Below are 20,003 nucleotides of genomic sequence, written 5' to 3'. Positions count from 1 at the left end.
CTCAGGAGGCCGGGCCCGCGGGTGGTGCGCCGGTGATCGCTGCGCGGTACAGGGCCCGGGTGGCGGTGCCGAAGTAGGCGCTGTAGGACACCTGGGGGGTGTTGCCGCCAGTGTGGTAGCCGCCGATCACCCCGACCACCGCCCAGCCGCCCGGCCACGGCACCAGCATGGGTCCGCCACTGGTCCCGCCCACGAAGCCGTCACACGCGATGCGTGGGAAGGTGCCCGGCTCGGCAGGATCGTCGCCGGCCCACCTGGTGGTCCAGCTCCAACACTCCAGCGGTTTCGGCGCACCGCCCGGATATCCGATCATCCGTACCGGAACGTGGAAGTACCCGGTGTCGCTGAGCAGTTGCACCCCGCCCGTCACGTCCTCCAGGCGCCTGCCGTCCCCGTTGGGCTCGGTCACCGCGAACCCGAAGTCGTACGCGGCCCCCGCGTGTGTACCCAGGTCGTAGTACTCCTGCGCGACATAGACGCCGTTGTTCTTGATCGGGAAGATGCCGAACGGCTTGAGCCCGTCGTGGTATCGGGGAACGAACCCCAGATGCCGTTTGGGGGAGGAGCCGGAGTATCCCTTGAGACAGTGCCCCGCGCTCAGTACCAGGTCGTGGCCGGGGCTGCGCACCACGGAACCGCTGCAGGTGCGGCCGGTGCCGTTGGCGTCGGTCCAGAAGAACGTCCCCGCCTGCGGGATGCCGTCGAAGCTCCGACTCGGCGGGATCCACTCGCCGGGTCGGGGCCCGTCCACGGCGCTCGGTGCGCCGCGTTCGGTACCGCCGGGCAGCGCGGCCGCCATTCGGGCCGCGCTCCAGTAGGCGCCGAGCCGGTCTGCGGCCGGATTGCCTGCGGCCGGTGCTGCGGCGGAGGCGGTCGGGGTGAGCCCGGCGCCCAGCAGCAGGGCGGCCGCGACCGCTGCGGCATGCCTGATGACGTTGATCCGAAGTAACATCGATTCCCCTTTTGATGTATTCGGGTGGGTGTGGCGGCTCACCAAGTCGGCGCTGCGGATCGCGGTTTGCTCGATCGAGGTCAGCCTCTCCCACCTGGCGCCCGGCTCCTACCGCGCGCGCCGCACGGGATCATTGCGGGCCGCCGACGGGAGGAGACCGGAACAGCGGAACCTGGGACGGGACGGGATCTCGGTGGTGAGGCCTGGGATACGGCCTCAGGCCGGCAAGGTCATCCCGCTCCCCCTGGTGGGCTCGCCGGTCGACGACGATCGCCCCCGGCACGATCACCGGCCGCGCCGCCGCGCTTCCCGACTCAGGCTTTCAGGGCGCCAACCGACGTTCAAGACAATCTCGTTGCGCGTTTTCGGCTTGCCGGCTCCGGGCCCGATCGACGTGGAGGTGGACGACGACGGCTTCGCGCGTGAGCGCAGGGGTGTGGCCACGACGACCAGGCGGTGGCCGGCCACCCTGGATGTGCGGCGGCGGTATGGACGGCTCGTGATCCGTACGATGCCGCGTTGTGTGCCGACGGTCCCCGAGAGCGCCTTCACCGCCGAACAACTCGACCCGGACGGCTTTGCCCGCTGGGACTTCGAAGGGCAGAACCCAGTGCCGCGCCCGGCACTAGCTGCAGTTCATGGTCACGCTCGCGTAGAAGACGTGGCCGCGGTACGGGTCGTCGAAGACCTCGGAGATCTGTGGTGCCGCGGCCGGCGTGCAGGAGTAGCGGCCGTCGGTGTGGGCCGTGCCCTGGGCGTCGTCGATCGCGGCCCGGAGCGCGATGTCGGCCGTCGAGCCCATGCCCGCGCCGCAGTACAGCGTCGTTCCGCTCGCCATCGCCGGTGCGGCGGCGGACAACAGGGCGGCGGCCAGGCCGGCCACGAACAGTCCGCCTCGGGTCAGCCTCGTGGAACTTGACGTCATCGTCGATCGCCTCCTGATTCCGGAAGGGCCCGCCGGTGGACGGAGCCCTGGATGCCTTCCGTCATCTACACGGACGATCGGCGGGATGGGTTCACGGCCACGGACGGCACGTCGTCGTCCCGGAGAAATCCGATGTACCGGCGGTGTGGCCGGGCGCCGACTCGGCAAGGGCGCGTGACTCGCTCGTTGCTTACGGACACGGCTGGTCACGCGCACCACACGGGTGTCTGTCCCACGTCACGCATGCCAACAGAAAACTTCACTGGAGGCTTGTTGATATCTTAATGAGCTATTACTGTCATCCCAATTCCCGGTTCACCGAAGGAGATCCCAGTGGCTCCCCGTCACGATCCTCGACCGGCCGGCTGGCGAGTCGGCGCCGACATCGGCGGTACCTTCACCGACGTCATCGCGCTGGGCCCGGCCGGCGAAGTCGTCCCGATGAAGGTCCTGTCCACCCCGCCCGACTACGGCGCGGGCGTGGTGGCGGCGACCACCGACCTGCTGTCCTCGGTCGGGGCCCGGCCGGAAGCCGTGACCGCGATGCTGCACGGCACGACCGTGGCCACCAACACGATCCTGGCGATGAGCGGCGTACGCACCGCGGTGGTCACCACCCGCGGCTTCCGCGACGTGCTCGAACTCGGGCGGCTGCGCCGGCCGGTGCTCTACGACCTGTCCTGGTCCAAGCCCGAGCCGCTGGCCCGACGTCGGCATCGCTACGAACTCGACCAGCGGATCACCGCCGACGGACGCCTGGCACCGCCGGCCGCCGACGACGAGATCCGCACGCTGGCCACGCGGCTGCGCGCGGACGACATCCGCGCGGTGGCCGTGTGCCTGATCAACTCCTACGTCCGCCCCGACGAGGAGCGGCGCGTCGCCGACCTGCTGCGCGCCGAGCTGCCCGGGGTCTACGTCACCGCGTCGGTCGACGTCTCCGCGCTGCCGCACGAGTTCGAGCGCACGAGCACCGCGACGGTCAACGCCTACGTCGGCCCGGCCGTGCACGGCTACCTCACCCGCCTGGCGGCGGAGTTGCGGGCCGTGCGGGTCAGTGCGCCGCTGCTGGTCATGCAATCCAGCGGGGGACTGCTGGACGCGGCCTCGGTCGCGATGCGGCCGGTGCAGATCATCGAGTCCGGTCCGGCCGCCGGCGTCACCGCCGTGCAAAAGCTCGCGCAGCTGATCGGCCTGTCCAACGTGGTCGCGTTCGACATGGGCGGGACCACGGCCAAGGCGTCCCTGATCGAGCACGGCGAGCCGTTCGTCTCGGCCGACTACGAGGTCGGCGGCGGGATGAATGTCGCCCGCGGCCTCGCCTCCGGCGCCGGGTATCCGGTGCGGGCACCCTCGATCGACATCGCCGAGGTCGGCTCCGGCGGCGGCAGCATCATCTCCGTCGACGCGGCGGGCGCCCTGCATGTGGGGCCGGCCAGCGCCGGGTCGCTACCCGGCCCGGCCTGCTACGGCCTCGGTGGTGAGCTGCCGACCCTGACCGACGCCAACGTGACGCTCGGATACCTCAGCCCGCAGGCCCTCGCCGGCGGCAGTGTGCCGATCCACCCCGAGTTGGCCGCGAAGACGCTGTCGTCGGTCGCCGAGCGACTCGGTGGTGAGGTGCCGGACGTCGCGCGCGGCGCGTACCAGGTGGCGGTCTCGAACATGACGACCGCGGTCAAGGCGGTGACCAGCGAACGCGGCCGGGACCCGCGCCGGGCCACCATGGTCGCCTTCGGCGGCGCCGGTCCGCTCTACGCCGCCGCGCTGGCCCGCGAGCTCGGCATCTCCACCGTGATCGTGCCGGTGTACCCGGGCCTGTTCAGCAGCCTGGGCCTGCTCGTCGCCGACACCGAACGCCACGAACTCGCCCCCTACCGGCCCGAGTTCGCCGAGGTGAGCGGGCTCGACGCGGAGTTCGCCCGACTCGCCGCGACGGTGCGCGCGCAGCTGGGGGCGGACGCCGTCGTGGACCGGCTGCTCGACATGCGCTACCGCGGCCAACGATTCGAACTGCGCATACCGGTGCCCGACGGCGACCTCACCGACGACCTGCTCGCCGAGGTGCGCGCCCGATTCCACGCCGAGCACGAACGCACCTACGGCCGGGCCGGCACCGACGAGCTGGTGGAGCTGGTCAACCTGCGCGTACGCGGCCGGGTCCGCACCCCGGTGTCCATCGCGGACGTGCTGAGCCTGCCCGCGGTCGCGGAACGCCCGGCCGGCACCCGTACCTGCCGGTTCGCCGAGACCGTGCCCACCCCCGTCATCGGACGCTCCGCCCTCGGCACCGAGCCCGTCGACGGACCGATGATCATCGAGGACATGGACGCCACCACGCTCGTCCCACCCGGCGCGCGGGTGCACCGCGACCACTTCAACAACATCGTCATCACCTGGAGTGCCGAATGATCCGCGACGCCGTGACGTTCGAGGTCTTCCGCAACGCGGTGACCGGGCTCGCCGACGAGATGGCGATCACCATCCTGCGCACGGCGCACTCACAGCTCGTCGCGTCCAGCATGGACTTCTCCGCCGCCCTGTGCGACGCGCACGGCAGGGTGATCGCCCAGGCCAACACCCTGCCCGTGCACCTGGGATCCATCCCGGACGCGATGGAAGAGATCCTGGCCGAGTTCGGCGACGGCATCCGGCCGGGCGACATCTACCTGCTCAACGACCCGTCCCGGGGCGGCATGCACCTGCCGGACATCTTCGCCGTCGCCCCGGTGTTCACCGGGGACGTGCTCCTGGGGTTCGCGGTCACGGTCGTCAACCACACCGACGTCGGCGGCTGGGCGGCCGGCTCCATGGCCGTGCAGTCGACGAGCATCTTCGCCGAAGGTGTACAGATCCCGCCGTCGCGCCTGGTCGAGGCCGGCGTCGTGAACGAGACCTTCCTGCAGTTGATCCTGCGCAACGTCCGCGAACCCGAACTGCTGCGCGGTGACCTCGAATCCCAGCTGGCGGCCTGCCACACCGGGGCCGAAGGTCTGCGCGAACTCGCCGCACGGCACGGCGCCGACGGCCTCGCCGCCCTCGTCGACGAGTTGCTCGACTACTCGGAGACGCTGCTGCGCAACGCGCTGGCCGAAGCCGTCCCGGGCACTTACGAATTCACCGACCACATCGACGACGACGGCCTCGGCACCGGACCCATCCCGATCCGGGTCGGGGCCACCTTGTCGAAGGCCGGCATCGAACTCGACTTCACCGGCTCCGCACCGCAGGTCGCCTCCGCGCTCAACGCGACGGCCTCGTTCACCCGATCCGCCTCCTACGCCGCCCTCCAGGGTGTCCTCGCCGCGGACATCCCCGCCAACAGCGGCTTCTACCGGCCGTTCACGTTCGTCATCCCGGAAGCCTCCATCCTGAACGGGCGGCGTCCCTCCGCCCGCGGCGCCCGCGGCCTGGTGGGCTTCCGGATCATCGACGCGGTCCTCGGCGCGCTCGCCCCGGTGTTCCCCACCCGCGTGCCCGCCGCCGGCGAGGGCGGACCCGACGGGATCGCGATCGGCGTCGTCGCGGCGGACGGCGAATCCGTGGTGCTGTGGGACCCGTTGGCCGGAGCGTGGGGCGCCCGCCCCGACCGCGACGGCGTGGACGGGATCAGCTCGCTGGGCGCCAACCTGACCAACACCCCCGTCGAGGAACTGGAACGGTCCGGCCACCTGCGCATCGACGGCTACGGCTACCTCCCCGACAGCGGCGGCGCGGGCCGCTGGCGCGGCGGCCTGGCGACCTTCCGGGACATGACGCTCCTGGCGCCCGAGGCCACCGTGCAGATCAGGTCCGACCGGCGCAAGTTCCTGCCCTACGGACTGGCCGGCGGCGCACCGGGAACACCCTCGCTCAACGTGCTCGACCCCGGCACACCCGACGAGCGCGTCCTGGACTCCAAACCGCACTTCGTGATGACCGCCGGAACCCGGCACCGCCACGTCACCGCCGGCGGGGGAGGGCACGGCAGCCCCTTCGAACGCGCCGCGGAACGTGTCCTCGAAGACGTCCGCGACGGCAAGGTCACCCGCGCAGGAGCCGAACGGGACTACGGCGTCGTGATCACCGACGAGCAACTGATCGACGCGAGCGCCACCGCCGCACTGCGCGGCCAGGCGCCCTGAAGCCGGACGAGAAACGCGAGCCCACACCCCCGACAGCACGGAGATTCCCACCGCACCACTGACCGATTGGACTGCCGATGAGCTCGACCGTCGCAACCACCCCGGACACCACCGTCGCGCCCCGCACCTGGCGCAAGGTCGGCATGCGGATCATTCCACTGGTCGGCCTCGCGTACGTGGCGAGCTATATCGACCGCGCCAACATCGGTTACATCGCCGCCCCCATGTCCCGCGACCTGCACCTGAGCCACACCCAACTCGGCTTCGCCGCAGGATTGTTCTTCATCGGCTACGTGCTCGTCGAAGTACCGAGCAACCTCATGCTGACCCGGTTCGGCGCGCGGATCTGGATCACCCGGATCATGGTCACCTGGGGACTGGTCACCGCCGCGACCGCGGCCGTGAACTCGGCGGCCACGCTGTTCATCGCGCGGATCCTGCTCGGCTTCGCCGAAGCCGGCCTGGCCGCCGGGATCCTGCTCTACCTCACCTTCTGGTTCCCCCGCCGGCAACGTTCCTGGGCACTGTCGAGCTTCATGCTGATGATCCCGGTGTCCTCGGTCGTCGGATCGCCCCTGGCCGCCGCACTGCTCGCGCAGGGCGAGAGATGGCTCGGCATCCCCGGCTGGCGGGCGCTGTTCCTCGTCGAGGGCGGGCTCACGCTCCTCGTCGGCATCGTGATCTTCGCCTTCCTGCCCGACCGCCCCCGCGACGCGAACTGGCTGGACGACGAGGAAAAGCAGGCCATCGAGCACGCCCTCGCCGCCGAGGCCGCCGAACAGCGCGCCCACGGCGCGCTCACCGGAATGCGCGAGGTGCTGCGCAGCGGTCGGGTATGGGCGATGGCCGTGTCGTGGTTCGCGATCGCGTTCGGGCTCTATCCACTGGCATTCTTCCTTCCCACCATGATCGAATCCATCTCGGACAACCCCGGGCATGCCGGCGATGTCAGAAGCGTGCTGCTGTCCGCCATCCCGTACGCGGTGGCCGTGCTCGCCATGCTCGCCTGGGCCCGCTTCGCCGCCCGCACCACCGCGGTCACCGCCACCGCGGTGCCGCTGGTCGTCGGTGTGGTGGGCCTGCTCCTGGCGACGTTCGCCGGCAGCGGCACGCTGTTCGTCCTCGCCGTCTGTCTGAGCGTCGCCGGGATCATCACCGCGATGCCCCAGTTCTGGCGGATACCGGCGACCGGCCTGACCGGCGCCGCGGCCGTCTCCGGAATCGCGCTGATCAATTCCGTCAGCAACATCAGCGGCTTCGTCGGCCCCTACCTCACCGGCTACATCGCCACCTGGACCGGCAGTTTCACCTACGCACTACTCACCATCGCAATCATCATGGCCGCCGGACTGGCCTTCCTGCTCACCGCGGGGCGCCGGATGGAGCGGCTCGACGGGAGCTTGTCGTCGTGACCACCGCATTGCTCATCGGCGATGTCCAGCAAGGCATCACCAGCAGGTATCCATTCGCCAGGCAGGTCCTGCCGCAGCTCACCGAACTCGCGCCGCGGGCCAGGGCTGCCGGAGCCCTCGTCGTGTTCGTGCACTTCGCGTTCCGCGGCAACGGGGCCGACCTTCCGCCGGGCAACACACTGCTGCGCTCCTTCCACCAAGCCGGGGACGCATTCCACGAGGGCAGCACCGGACCCGAGATCGATCTGCCGATCGCCGACCAGGACGTCGTGGTGCGCAAGCGCCGCGCCGGTGCCTTCGCCGGCACCGACCTCGACCTCGTGCTGCGGGCCCGCGGCGTCGACACCCTCGCGATCGCCGGAGTGGCCACCAGCGCCATGGTCGCCGCCACGGCCTACGACGCGGCCGATCGCGGCTACCGGGTGACCGTGCTGCGCGACGGCTGCGCCGACGGCGACCAGCGCATGCACGACTTCTTCATGGACACCGTCTTCCCCAGCCGCGGCTTCGAGGTCGTGTCCTGCGCCGCCTGGCATCCGGAACCGGCCGAGTGCTCTTCTTGACGACGTAAGGAATGGGACGGGAAGCGTGAACGTCACTTTGCTGCACCGGCTCCGCACGGAACTCGACCAACGCTCGGTGACCACCGGGCTGCGCCGCGACCTCGTGGTCTCGAGCCCCCAGGGACCGACACTCGGAGTGGACGGCGAGACACTCGTGAACTTCGCCGCCAACGACTACCTCGGGCTCGCCGAGCACCCCGACGTCCTCGACGCGGCGCAGCGGGCGCTGCGCGAGATGGGCCTGGGGGTCAGCGCCGGGCGCGTGCTCTGCGGCACCCGGGCGGTGCACGGCGAACTCGAGGCAGCCATCGCCGAACTGGTCGGCGCCGACGACGCGGTGCTCTACGGCTCGTGCTTCGACGCCAACCTCGGGCTCTTCGACGCCCTGCTCGGTCCGCAGGACGTAGTCCTCAGCGACGCGCTCAACCACGCGAGCCTGATCGACGGGATCCGTCTGTCCCGGGCCGAACGGCATGTCTTCGCGCACGCCGACCTGGACGAGCTCGAACGCCGCCTCGCGGAGAGCGCGCACGCGCGCCACCGGCTCATCGTCACCGACGGCGTCTTCAGCATGGACGGCGACATCGCCGCGCTGCCGCAACTGTCCGAGCTGGCCCAGCGCTACGACGCGGTGCTCGTGGTCGACGACTCGCACGCCACCGGTGTCCTGGGCGCCACCGGCGCGGGCACCGCCGAGCACTTCGGACTCGCCGGCCGCGTCGACGTGCTGACCGGCACGCTCGGCAAGGCGCTGGGCGGCGGCGCCGGCGGCTTCGTCGCCGGTCCCCGGGCGATCGTGGAGACGCTGCGCCAGGTCTCGCGTCCGTACATCTTCACCAACGCGATGGCCCCCACACTGGCCGTCGCGGCGCTGACCGCGATCCGGATCGCGCGAGCACGCCCCGACCTGCGGGAACGCCTGGCCGCCAAGACGACCTGGCTCCGGGGTGCGCTGCGCGACCTCGGCTACGACGTGCCGCCGGGGGAACACCCGATCATCCCCGTGATGTTGCGCGAAGGCTCCGCGGCGCGTGACGTGGCGGCAGCGCTGCGCCGCGACGGTGTCCTGGTCTTCGCACTGTCGCATCCGGTCGTCCCGGTCGGCGAGGAACGGATCCGCGTGCAGGTCTCGGCCGCGCATACGGCCGACCAACTCGAACATGCGGCAGCCGCCTTCGGTCGGGCGCGCTCGGTCCTGGTGGGCCGATGACCGCCGGCGCGGGGCTGCACGCCCCCACCAGCGCCGACAGCCGCGAACTCGAAGGCCGGGTCGCGGTGGTGACCGGCGGCGCGAGCGGGATGGGGCTGGCCACCGCGCACGCCCTGGCCCGTCGCGGGGCGACGGTCGCGGTGTTCGATCGCACCGCGCCGGGGCGCGAGGAGTTGGCGTCGATGCTGGCCGTCCCGGTCGACCGGGTGCGGTCGGTCGCGGTGGACGTCACCGACGGCGACCGGGTTCGGCACACGTTCGCCTCGTTGACGAAGGAGCAGGCGCGACTCGACATCCTGGTCAACGCCGCGGGCATCGCGCCGCCGACCGCGTTCGAGGACATCGCCGAGGCCGAGTGGAATCGGGTGCTCGCGGTCAACGTGCACGGGACGTTCCTGTGTTGCCAACAAGCGCTTCCCGCGATGCGCGCCGGCGGCTGGGGGAGGATCGTCAACTTCTCCTCCACCGCCGGCAAGACCATCAGCACCGCCGCCGGCGCGCACTACACGACGGCGAAACACGGCGTCCTGGGGCTCACCCGGCATCTGGCCAAGGCATATGGACCCGACGGGGTAACGGTGAACGCCGTCTGCCCGGGGCTGATCGACACCCCGATGGCCCGCGGCCTGCTGCCCGAAGGGTCACTCGACCAGGTGACCCGGTCGTTCCCGGTGCCCCGCGTCGGACAGCCCTGGGAAGTCGCCGAGTTGGTCGCCTTCCTCGCCTCCGACCGGGCGGCGTACATCACCGGCGCGGCCGTCGACATCAACGGTGGCGACTTGATCGTCTGACCTGGCAACACGTACGCGACGTAAGCGAGACAAGCGACACAAGTGACATAAGCAGCGCAAGTAGCGCAAGCGGAACAAGCGACATCGGGCATACGAGGCACGGCCGGCCAACGCGGTACGGCCACAAGAAAGCGAGCAGTCCGTGAGCACAGGCACAGGGACAGGGACAAGGACCGGGACCGGGACCGGGACAGTCAGGACGATCCGGCACCGAATCGGCGGCCGCGAGACCGACGGCGCGTCGAGCCGCATGGCTCCGGTGTGGAACCCCGCGACCGGCGAGCGCCAGGCCGACGTGGTGCTGGCCGAGGCCGCCGACGTCGACGCCGCGGTGCAGGCGGCGCGGGCCGCCCTGGCGGACTGGAGCGACACGTCCGTCATCCGCCGGTCGCGGTTGATGTTCGCCTTCCGCGACCTCGTCGACAAGCACGCCGACGACCTCGCGCGCATCGTCTCGGCCGAGCACGGCAAAGTCTTCGAGGACGCCAAGGGCGAGGTCGTTCGCGGTCTGGAGGTGATCGATTTCGCCTGCGGAATCCCGCATCTGCTCAAGGGTGAGTACTCCGACCAGGTCTCCGCCGATGTCGACCTCTTCACCTTCCGGCAGCCGCTCGGCGTCTGCGCCGGGATCACGCCGTTCAACTTCCCCGCGATGGTCCCGATGTGGATGCACCCGATCGCGATCGCGACCGGCAACACGTTCGTGCTCAAGCCCTCCGAGCGTGACCCGTCGGTGTCCAACCTCGTCGCCGAGCTCTATGCCGAAGCCGGCCTGCCCGACGGCGTGTTCAACGTCGTCCACGGCGACAAGACGGCGGTCGAGGCGATCCTCGACCACCCGGACATCGCCGCGGTGTCGTTCGTCGGCTCGACACCGATCGCGCGGTACGTACACGAGCGCGCGGCGGCGAGCGGCAAGCGTGTGCAGGCGCTCGGCGGCGCCAAGAACCACGCCGTGGTGTTGCCCGACGCCGATCTCGACCTCGCCGCCGACCAGTTGGTGGCGGGCGCGTACGGCTCGGCGGGGCAGCGCTGTATGGCGATATCGGTCGCGGTCGCGGTCGGCGACGTGGCCGAGCCACTCGTCGAGCGCGTGCGTGCGAAGGCTCGGGCGATCAAGGTCGGGCCGGGCCTCGAGGTCGGGTCCGAGATGGGCCCGGTCGTGTCGCGGGAGGCGCTCGAACGGATCAGCGACTCGATCGCTGCCGGCCTCGACGCGGGCGCCGAACTCGTGCTCGACGGGCGCGAACTCGACGTCCCCGGTGATGGTTTCTTCGTCGGCCCCACGCTGTTCGACCGGGTCACGCCCGAGATGGATGTCTACCGCGACGAGATCTTCGGCCCGGTGCTCGTCGTCGTCCGCGTCGGGTCGCTCCAGGAGGCGATCGATCTCGTCAACGCCAACAACTGGGCCAATGGCACGGCGATCTTCACCTCCAGCGGCCGGACGGCGCGCGTCTTCCACCGCTCGGTGCAGGTCGGCATGATCGGCGTGAACGTCCCGATTCCGGTGCCCATGGCATTCCACTCGTTCGGTGGCTGGAAGCAGTCGTTGTTCGGCGCCCATCACATGCACGGTCCCGAGGGTGTCGCGTTCTACACGCGCGCGAAGGCCGTCACCAGCCGCTGGCCCGAGGAGACCGACGACGGCTCGGCGCACGGCACCGACCTGCACTTCCCGACCGCGGTGTGACCGCTGCGGCGGGCCGACTGCCGGCCGGCTCCGGTCCGGTCCGGTCCGCTCCGGGGGATCTTCGGCTGCTGCGCCGGGATCCCCCGGACCGGTACTGGTGCCCCGCCGGGCGCGGCACTAGGCCGGCGGAAGCGGCGACGCCGGCATCGCGATGGGCGCCCTGCTGATCGAGGCGCTCCTGGCGAGGACTTGGAGCACGTCACGATGTACCCGCTCGCACCGGTTGCGCATCGCCTCGTGGGTGGCGTTCACATCCCGCGCGCGCAGCCCGTCGAAAATGGCCGCCAGCTCTCCGGGCGGGCTCGCGACGTTCGGGGCGATCAACGCGGCCATCCGCAAGACCCGCTCCAGTTCGTCGAGTACGTCGACGATCGCCTTGGCGAGACGGTTGTTGCCGCCGGAGTTGGCGATCACGGCCTCGAACTCGATGGCGGCGCGCAGGGCGTCCTCCTGGCCCACCTCACCCGCCGCGAGCGCGAAGTGGGCCTGGGACAACACTTCGAGCCGGTCGAGCGCGGGCGCGTCGACGCCGCGGCGCGCCGCCGCGGCGGCGGCCTCGCCGGACAGCAGCGTGCGCAATCCGCAGAGGTCGTCGGTGTCCTGGAGCGTGATCGGGCTGACCACGTAGCCCGCGCGGGGCAGCGCCACCACGAGCCCGTCGCGTCGCAACCGGGCAAGTGCCTCGCGGACCGGCGTCTTGCTGATGTCCCACTGCCGGGCCAGCGACGTTTCGGTGAAGCTGCTGCCGGGCGACAACGTCAGGTCGATGAGCTGGCGTCTGATCGCCCGGTATGCCTGGTTGGTGCGGTCGAGGCCGGCCTCTTCCGTGCCGACCAACAGCAGTGCGGGGATATGAGGCATTCCCATGATCACCGAATTATCTTTATGCACTTTTTCAGCGTACCACCTGCGCAGAGTTGATACGGCAGAGCGCCCTCGTGCAGGATTTCTGAAATATGGATTAAAGAATCTGGTATCCCAACACGAAATGAGCCGATCAAATGCCGCAGTTCACCTCGGATTCCTGGAATCTGCCGTCCGCAACCGACCTCCCGACGATGGGCGCGATGAGCATGCGCGCCCGCGCGGCGCGGGCCGCACGTGAGGGCGTGCGGGTCCTTCCGCTCGTGGGAGCCCCGGTCCTGCCCATGCCGGAACACGTCAGGCAAGCGGTCGTGCGGGCGATGGACGAGCCGGACCCGCGCGACAGCCGCGGCCTCGCCGAACTGCGGGCCGCGATCGCCGCCGAACTCGAACGCGAACACGGCCTACGCATCGATCCCGAGCGTCGCCTGCTGATCACCCACGGCGCGATGCAGGGCCTGTCCCTGGTGCTGCGCACGGTACTTGCGCCGGGCGACGAGGTGATCGTGCCGACCCCGACGTTCTTCTTCGACGGAGCCATCCGCGAGGCCGGTGCGAAGCCGACCTACGTCCCGTCCCGGGAAAGGGACGGATGGGCGCTGGACATCGACGACCTCGAAGCGGCCGTCACCTCCCGCAGCCGCGCCGTGCTCGTGTGCAATCCGAACAACCCCACGGGCTACCTGCCCGACGCCGCGACAATCGCGGCGGTGGCCGACTTCGCGGCCCGCCACGGACTGCTCGTCATCTCGGACGACTCGTGGCAACACTTCACCTTCGACGGCAACAAGTACCAGCCGGTGGAAGCCTTTTCCGAGCGTTGGCCGCACCTGGTCACCGTCACCAGCCTCAGCAAGTACTACGCCCTCGCGAGCTGGCGCGTCGGCTACGTGCTGGCCCCGCCGTCGATCATCGAAGCGATCGAGCGCCGCTTCCAATGGGAGGCGGTGTGCTGCGGAGTGGTGCCCCAGCGGGCCGCGACCGCCGCTCTCACCGGGCCTCGGGACTGGCTCGACCGGGCACTGTCCACCTACCAGGCGAAGCGCGACCTGGTCTGCGACGGCATAGCCGAGATCGGCCTCGCCGAACCCGCGCGTCCCGCGGCCGGCGCCTTCCTGCTCGTGGACTGTTCCCCCCTCGGCGACACGCCCGCCGAGATCGACCACGCGCTCTGGCGAAACGGCATTCCGACCATCCGCGGCGCCGATCTGCACGCCCCCGACACACATGTCCGACTCACCATCGGCTCGGACGAGCAAGTCCTCCGCGACCTGATCCAGGCCCTGGCGCAGTCGTACCGGGAGTCCTCGTCACGCCACCGCTGACCGACGCCGATCCGGGCGTCGGTCCCGGGGGCGGCGCTCGTAGCCGTACTTCGGCACGACCGATCGAGGGCGGCTGCCCGGGAACCACCCCCAGCCATGCCGCCGCAACTGAACGTCCGGGCGGCCGACAGCACTCCGCATCCGGCCCGATGCGGACTGACCGGACGTATGTCCGGCGACTCGTGGTGGACGGCGATTTTGAGCCACGCATTGCCGGAAAGACGACGGCGTCGAGTCTCGAAATCGCCCATGAGTGGCGCATTTCGATGCCACGACATTTGACGTGATCGAATTTGGTCCAGACCATTGACTGTCCGAGGAAGGGCGCAGGATGATCGATTCCGATCGACGCAGAGCCAGCAAAGTGTCGATCACGAATGTCTTGTCACGCCTGAAATCGAAAGGAAAACAGACGAATGCGTAAACTCGCGCACGTCGCGGCCACCGCTGTCGTCGGAGGGGCACTGCTCCTCGGCATGAACGCCGGAACGGCCTCGGCCGTCGACAATTCCGGTTCCGCCAAGGTCGCCGCGGCCAACTACGGGCCCCGGGATCTCAGCGGGGAGGGCTGCCCGTCCGTGGACGTCAACGACGTTCCCGGCGGCTACTACCGGCAGGTCCGCTACAACATCTACACGGCGCCCAACAGCAAGGGCTACGGGCAGTACGAGATCACTTTCTACAACTACAGCGGGCCGCACCCTGCGGGCTACAAGGATTACGTCTGCTAAAGGTCGACACACGTCGACTCGCTCGACACCCGACGCGTCGGCCGTCATGAATGCGGGGGACGGCTGAAGCGTGCATCGGAGGCGAGGGGGCGGAGACATCCGTCCCCTCGCCGCGTGGAGCGAACGACATTTCGTCGCGTGGAGCGAACGACATTGGAAACACCGAGATTCGGCCCGGCCGGGTTGTATCGGTGGGGGCACGGTTTACGATTCCCATGCTGTCGCCGACCACCCGACGCTCGGTTGGACGGGGCTCGGCCCGAGGGTGTCCCAGCCCGAAGTGCCGGACGGATCGGCCGGGGGCGGGGCCGACTGGTTGCTGTTGCCGTCGGGGTGTCGGTCGATCCAGGCCAGGCCGCCGATGTCGAGGCGGTGTTGCGCGCGGGTGACGGCGACGTAGGCGAGCCGGGCCTCGGTGTCGAGGATCTCGCCGGCGTAGATCCGGCCGTCGTCCTCCTCGACGTCCTCGGGTTCGCATTCGGCGAAGTCCTCGGAGATGCGGACGGTGTTCCATTCGCGGCCCTTGGACTTGTGCGCGGTGGAGACGACGATCTCGGCGCACTGCTCGTCGGTGAGCCGGTCGACCGCGGTTGTCACCGCCTCGGGCCCCTTGTCGTCGATGAGTTCGACGAAGGGCAGGAGGTCGTGGCCCTGCGGGTCGTCCTCGGCGTACTCCTGGACCTCGCCCCAGGACTGGAACAGGAACAGTTCGTGGTGCGAGGTACGGCGGCCCGCCTTGAGGTCGCGGGCGGCCTCGGCCAGGGCCCGCAGCGGCCTCCCCCCACCGACCAGGCCGACGCTCTTCCCCTCCTCGATCAGGCGCATGACCTCGACCATGGCACCCGCGTTGGTGCGGCACAGGATCGCGTCGGGGTGCTCGACGGGGCCCAGTTCGGTGTTGAGGGCCTCGGTGCCGGTGAGCCGGATCGGGGCGTCGGCGATGGCCAGCCATCGGTTCGCCTCGGCGGCCAGGCGGGGGCCGAAGCGGAACGAGCGGGACAGGCCGAGTTGGGTGGCGGCGAAGTCGCTCATCACGTCGCGGGCGCCGCGCCAGCCGTAGATGGCCTGGGCGGAGTCGCCGACCATGACGAGTTGCGCGTGGTCGGCCTGGTCGAGGAAGACCCGGTCGACGACGGGGTTGGTGTCCTGGGCCTCGTCGAGGAGAAGGAAGCCGCCGGAGATGTGGGGGCGGGTCAGCGCCCAGATCTTGAGGTAGTGGTCGTGGGTGAAGCGCACCAGGCTCGCGTCCGGGTCCTGGATATCGGCCCAGGCCCTGTGGGCGAAGGGCAGGACGAGGTCGATCAGGCTCGTGTGCAGGTCCGGGTCCAGGCCGCGCAGGAACGGCACGTGCCGGCGGCCGATCTCGTCGGCGTCGGACTGGCAGAACCGGGTGACGGTTTGCAGGGCGGTGTAGGAGAGGGCCTTGTTGGTGACCTTGCGGGTGCCCAGGTTCACCGTCATCGTGATGCCCAGCGCGGCCCCGGTCTTCCAACTCGGCACGCGCGCGCTGTTGTTGAGGCGATGCGCGTACCTGTCGCCGACGCCCTTGAACGCGAGGGAGTGGGCGGTGCGGCAGTCGACCTGCCGGGGGAAGACACGTTTGGCGGCCTGGGCGATCGAGCGGTTGAACGCCAGGTACTTGCCCGGCCGGTTGTCGCCGGCGGCGAGCATCGACAGCGTGGTCGTCTTCCCCGTTCCGGCCCCGGCCTGGAGGACGAGGTCGTTTCCGGTGCGGAACGCCTCGACGGCGGCGACCTGTTCGGCGGTGGGTGCGGGCATGGACACACTCCTCTACGGGGCGGGTGCGCCTTCACAGCGCGCCGACACGGTTACACACGGGCGCCGGTGGTGTCCGCGATTTCGGACGTTCGGGAGCCCGGATACGGGAGATGGGCGAGTCGACCGGAATATCGCGGGTGGTCGGGCCCTCGGTGGCGGCCCGGGCCTGTGGAGCGGTCACGATCCGCGCCCGGGTTTCGTCGCGTTGTCGACGGCGGCACACGACGTACGCCGAGATCGTCCCGCAGGTGGGCCACTCGGCGGTCCACTGCTCGCAGCCCCTAACGTTGGTCCATGATCAATATGCCGTCACGGGTCGAACTACACCCGCTCACCCGCTCCGACCAGGACGAGTTCTGCACGCTCGTGCAGGCCAGCTCCGAACTGCACCTGCCGTGGATGCAACTGCCCACGACCGCGGAGGAGTTCCAGGCCTGGATGCACCGCTTCGACGACGGCGGCAACCTGGGCTTTCTGGTCCGCGTCCGGGAGACCGGCGCGGCCGCCGGCACGGTCAACATCAACTCGATCATCCGGGGCCGCTACCAGGGCGCGTCCCTCGGGTATGCGGCCTTCGCCCCATCCGCAGGGCACGGGTACATGACCGAAGGGCTCGCCGTCACCCTGCGGCACGCCTTCACCGACCTGCGGCTCCACCGGCTGGAGGCCAACATTCAGCCGGAGAACACGGCATCCCTGGCCCTGGTCCGGCGGCTGGGCTTCCGGCACGAAGGGCTTTCGCCCGCCTACCTCTACATCGACGGGGGCTGGCGGGACCACGAACGCTGGGCCGTCACCGCACCGAACCCTTGGGCGCCCGATCCATCCCTTCCCGAGGTCTGAGTCACCCGGCGCGGTATCCGGTTGCGCGGTCGGCACCCGGGGCATGCCGAATGCCGCCCCCGGCCTCGCCTGCTCGATCCACGACGTGTGTGTGACTGCGGACCGCCGGTCCGTCGACCGGCGGTTGGCCACCGGTGCCTCGGAAGCAGAGCTCCGGGTCTCGGCCGCCTTGCACGAGCACGTGCATGACGAAGCCGAAGAAGGCGCGATCACGCGGGGGTTCAGCGACCGACCACCGCGGCGGTACGCCCCCGCCAACTCTCCTCGTACGGGATTCGCGTCCCCGGTGTGTGACCCGCGTCGATGTGCGCCAGCAGGGTTTCGACGTACCGGTTGTCGCCGTCCGCGCGCATCGGCGCGATCTTCGCACCGGAGAACTTCCGCACGACACTCGCGTCGGCATCCGTCCACAGCCGATCGGCGGCCAGCGCGAGCCGATCGAGCAGGTACCCGAACGCGGCGTGCGAGAACTGGAGTTCCGACCCGACCGGTGGTTCGAGCGTCGGATGCGCGGTGAAGCCGCGCAGCTTGACCAGTGCGTCGGCCTCCGGAAGCTGCTCTCCCGCCGCGGCCGCCTCGAGGTTCTCCAAATACCCCAGCCCATTGCGCAACCGCTGGGTAACCCCCTGCTCGGTCCGCTCCGAGACACACCGCCCGACCAGCTCCGCACCATTCAAGGACAGCGACGCGGCCGCGAAATACTGCCCCTGCCCCACCAGCAACCCGGCCGCCCCGATGAATTCACGCAACACCCCGGCGGTGTACAGATACTTGCACCCGTACGCCGGCACCCCGTACCGCCCGGAAACCGGCGCCCAAACCTCGGCCTCACCACGCGGCAACAGATGCCGAACACGCCGAATCGAAGACTTCATGCCCCAAGGGGTACCGGTGCCCACAACCTTCGGACAACCGGATTTCCGCACCGGCTCGCCGCCGAGGCAGGTTCGTTCGGCCGGGGACTGTGAAACGTTCCGGGACAAAGCCTCTCTTTACAGGTCGCGGGCATCGACCGGCCTTGAGGCAGGGCAGCGGCCCGCTCCCTCGGGCGAGCTTCGGAAGTACGAGGAGGACCCCTCAGGGCCACGATCCGCCGCCGGTCATCACCGGTCATCGCCGGGGACCGCCGTCGCGCCGAGACGTCGCAGCACATCGATTAGCGCGCCTTATCGGCCCTTGCGATCTCTGTCGTTGTTTCGGGATCGGCGGGTGACCAGCCTGAAGGGAGTTCGAAAACCGCACCACGAGAGGCCTTCAGGCATGTCCGAAACTTCCTTCCCCGTAGGGCGGTCCGCACCCGCCGGGGCCCGACCGGGGCTGGTGCTCGCGCTCCTGGCGTTGGCCCAGTTCGTTTACGCGTTGGACTTGAACATCGTGTTCGTGGCGTTGCCGGAGATCGGGTCCGACCTCGGATTCCCGGGCCAGACGCGGCAGTTGGTGGTCAGTGCGTACGTGGTGTTCGCCGGCGGGTTCCTGCTCGTGGGCGGCCGTGCGGCGGATCTCCTCGGCCGGCGGCGGATGTTCGTCGTCGCGCTGCTGCTGTACGCGGTCTCCTCGCTGGCCGGCGGGCTGGCGGGCAGCCCGGCGGTGATCATCGCGGCGCGGGCCGTGCAAGGGATCGGCGGGGCGTTGCTGCTGCCGGCGACGTTGTCGCTGATCAACACCTTGTTCGCGGAAGGCCCTAGGCGGAACCGCGCGTTGGCGGTGTGGGGCGGCGCGGGTGCCAGTGGGCTGACCGTCGGCGCGTTGCTCGGGGGCGTCCTGACCGAGAGCTTCGGCTGGCCCGCGGTGTTCTACGTCAACGTGCCGATCGCCGTGCTCGTCGGGTTGTCCGCGCTCGCCGTGATCCCCGACGACCCGATCCGCGGCGGGCGCCGCAGCTTCGACTTCCCCGGCGCGCTGAGCGTCACCGGCGGCGTGACCGTGCTCGTCTTCGCGCTCGTCGAGGGCCCGGAGCTGGGCTGGGGCAGCCCGTGGGTGGTCGGAGCGTTCGTGCTGTCCGCCGTACTGTTGGCGGTATTCGCGGTGATCGAATCGCGCAGCACCGACCCCCTGGTACCGTTCCGGCTGTTCCGCAACCGCAGTCTCACCGTCGGCATGCTCATCACCTTCGTGAACATGGGCACCTTCGGAGTGCTGCCGTACTTCCTCACCGTGCTGATGCAGGACGTGCACGGCTACAGCGCATTGCAGACCGGCCTCGCCTTCCTGATCCCCTCGCTCGCGATCGCCGCCGGCACCCAACTGGGGGAACGGCTCACCAGCCGGACGGGGACCCGCACCGCGTTGCTGACCGGGTTCGGGATCGGCGTGCTCGGGACGGTCGCCATGGCCTTCGGCTTCGACGCGGACGCCGGCTACGGCACAGTGGTGACCGGGCTCGTCGTCTCCGGCATCGGCCAGGGCATCGTCTGGACCGCCATGTGGATCACCGCCGCCACCGGAACCGCCCCCGAGGAACAGGGTGTCGCCAACGGCATCGCTTCCACCACCCTCAACATCGGCAACGCCATCGGCCTCGCGGTCTTCACCGTCATCGCCGACATCGGGACCGCGGGAAAGACCGGCAACGCCTTGCAACACGCCACGGCGGACGGCGAGTTCCGCGTCGTCCTGCTCACCGCCGCCGGCATGGCCGTCGCCATGCTCATCACCCTGGCCCTGCGCCGTTCGACAGCCACGACAGCCACGGCCGCCGCGATGCCGTCGCCCGCCGGACCGGAGGATCTCCCGGCCGGCGCAGACCGGGACCCGGCCTGGGCAGGCTCCGTCCCACGGCCGTAGTTCGGCC

The 20,003-nt window shown here is 70.1% G+C and carries 16 protein-coding genes; 11 read left to right on the top strand and 5 right to left on the bottom strand.

Features of this window, described 5'->3' with window-relative positions; all coding sequences use genetic code 11:
• Position 1 precedes the first annotated feature (1 nt).
• Both ABIA38_RS27755 and ABIA38_RS27750 read right to left on the bottom strand, forming a co-directional pair.
• On the bottom strand, positions 2 to 952 hold the full coding sequence (locus tag ABIA38_RS27755) for a trypsin-like serine peptidase (protein WP_424641579.1): 951 nt from the start codon (positions 950 to 952) through the stop codon (positions 2 to 4).
• A 625-nt stretch (positions 953 to 1,577) separates the two neighbouring features.
• On the bottom strand, positions 1,578 to 1,877 hold the full coding sequence (locus ABIA38_RS27750) for a hypothetical protein (protein ID WP_424641578.1): 300 nt from the start codon (positions 1,875 to 1,877) through the stop codon (positions 1,578 to 1,580).
• A gap of 333 nt (positions 1,878 to 2,210) precedes the next feature.
• Between ABIA38_RS27750 and ABIA38_RS27745 the strand changes: the two genes are divergently transcribed.
• The 7 genes from ABIA38_RS27745 (at position 2,211) to ABIA38_RS27715 (ending at position 11,670) form a co-directional block, all read left to right on the top strand.
• On the top strand, positions 2,211 to 4,289 hold the full coding sequence (locus tag ABIA38_RS27745) for a hydantoinase/oxoprolinase family protein (RefSeq protein ID WP_424641577.1): 2,079 nt from the start codon (positions 2,211 to 2,213) through the stop codon (positions 4,287 to 4,289).
• On the top strand, positions 4,286 to 6,001 hold the full coding sequence (locus tag ABIA38_RS27740) for a hydantoinase B/oxoprolinase family protein (RefSeq protein ID WP_424641576.1): 1,716 nt from the start codon (positions 4,286 to 4,288) through the stop codon (positions 5,999 to 6,001). Before ABIA38_RS27745 ends, ABIA38_RS27740 begins: the two co-directional genes overlap by 4 nt.
• A 77-nt stretch (positions 6,002 to 6,078) precedes the next feature.
• Positions 6,079 to 7,413 (top strand): MFS transporter, encoded by a 1,335-nt coding sequence (locus tag ABIA38_RS27735; RefSeq protein ID WP_424641575.1) that lies wholly within the window; start codon positions 6,079 to 6,081, stop codon positions 7,411 to 7,413.
• Complete coding sequence (locus ABIA38_RS27730) at positions 7,410 to 7,976, top strand: cysteine hydrolase family protein (RefSeq protein ID WP_424641574.1); 567 nt, start codon at positions 7,410 to 7,412, stop codon at positions 7,974 to 7,976. Before ABIA38_RS27735 ends, ABIA38_RS27730 begins: the two co-directional genes overlap by 4 nt.
• 25 nt (positions 7,977 to 8,001) lie before the next feature.
• Positions 8,002 to 9,186, top strand: a complete 1,185-nt coding sequence (locus tag ABIA38_RS27725) for a glycine C-acetyltransferase (protein ID WP_424641573.1) — start codon at positions 8,002 to 8,004, stop codon at positions 9,184 to 9,186.
• Positions 9,183 to 9,977 carry an SDR family NAD(P)-dependent oxidoreductase gene (locus tag ABIA38_RS27720; RefSeq protein WP_424641572.1) on the top strand — a complete coding sequence of 265 codons (795 nt, stop codon included), beginning with the start codon at positions 9,183 to 9,185 and terminating at the stop codon, positions 9,975 to 9,977. Before ABIA38_RS27725 ends, ABIA38_RS27720 begins: the two co-directional genes overlap by 4 nt.
• Positions 9,978 to 10,227: 250 nt before the next feature.
• On the top strand, positions 10,228 to 11,670 hold the full coding sequence (locus ABIA38_RS27715) for a CoA-acylating methylmalonate-semialdehyde dehydrogenase (protein ID WP_424641571.1): 1,443 nt from the start codon (positions 10,228 to 10,230) through the stop codon (positions 11,668 to 11,670).
• Positions 11,671 to 11,787: 117 nt separating this feature from the next.
• On the opposite strand, the gene ABIA38_RS27710 is transcribed toward ABIA38_RS27715, so the two are convergent.
• Positions 11,788 to 12,537 (bottom strand): GntR family transcriptional regulator, encoded by a 750-nt coding sequence (locus tag ABIA38_RS27710; protein ID WP_424641570.1) that lies wholly within the window; start codon positions 12,535 to 12,537, stop codon positions 11,788 to 11,790.
• A 134-nt stretch (positions 12,538 to 12,671) separates the two neighbouring features.
• Between ABIA38_RS27710 and ABIA38_RS27705 the strand changes: the two genes are divergently transcribed.
• Both ABIA38_RS27705 and ABIA38_RS27700 read left to right on the top strand, forming a co-directional pair.
• Positions 12,672 to 13,859, top strand: coding sequence for a pyridoxal phosphate-dependent aminotransferase (locus ABIA38_RS27705; RefSeq protein WP_424641569.1), 1,188 nt, complete (start codon positions 12,672 to 12,674; stop codon positions 13,857 to 13,859).
• Positions 13,860 to 14,335: 476 nt separating this feature from the next.
• Complete coding sequence (locus ABIA38_RS27700) at positions 14,336 to 14,590, top strand: hypothetical protein (protein ID WP_424641568.1); 255 nt, start codon at positions 14,336 to 14,338, stop codon at positions 14,588 to 14,590.
• Between the two features lie 204 nt (positions 14,591 to 14,794).
• Here ABIA38_RS27700 and ABIA38_RS27695 read toward each other — a convergent pair whose 3' ends face one another.
• A complete protein-coding gene (locus ABIA38_RS27695; RefSeq protein ID WP_424641567.1) occupies positions 14,795 to 16,369 on the bottom strand; it encodes a UvrD-helicase domain-containing protein in 1,575 nt (524 codons plus the stop codon).
• Between the two features lie 294 nt (positions 16,370 to 16,663).
• On the opposite strand from ABIA38_RS27695, the gene ABIA38_RS27690 reads away from it, so the two are divergent.
• Positions 16,664 to 17,212, top strand: a complete 549-nt coding sequence (locus ABIA38_RS27690; RefSeq protein WP_424641566.1) for a GNAT family N-acetyltransferase — start codon at positions 16,664 to 16,666, stop codon at positions 17,210 to 17,212.
• A gap of 221 nt (positions 17,213 to 17,433) precedes the next feature.
• On the opposite strand, the gene ABIA38_RS27685 is transcribed toward ABIA38_RS27690, so the two are convergent.
• Positions 17,434 to 18,087, bottom strand: a complete 654-nt coding sequence (locus ABIA38_RS27685) for a hypothetical protein (RefSeq protein ID WP_424641565.1) — start codon at positions 18,085 to 18,087, stop codon at positions 17,434 to 17,436.
• A 385-nt stretch (positions 18,088 to 18,472) separates the two neighbouring features.
• Between ABIA38_RS27685 and ABIA38_RS27680 the strand changes: the two genes are divergently transcribed.
• A complete protein-coding gene (locus ABIA38_RS27680; protein ID WP_424641564.1) occupies positions 18,473 to 19,996 on the top strand; it encodes an MFS transporter in 1,524 nt (507 codons plus the stop codon).
• Positions 19,997 to 20,003: the final 7 nt, after the last annotated feature.

The organism is Embleya sp. AB8, assembly GCF_049739465.1.
In the GTDB taxonomy this organism is placed as follows: domain Bacteria; phylum Actinomycetota; class Actinomycetes; order Streptomycetales; family Streptomycetaceae; genus Embleya.
The sequence above is the reverse complement of the archived record's forward strand: the minus strand, read 5'-3'. Positions and strand labels throughout refer to the sequence as shown.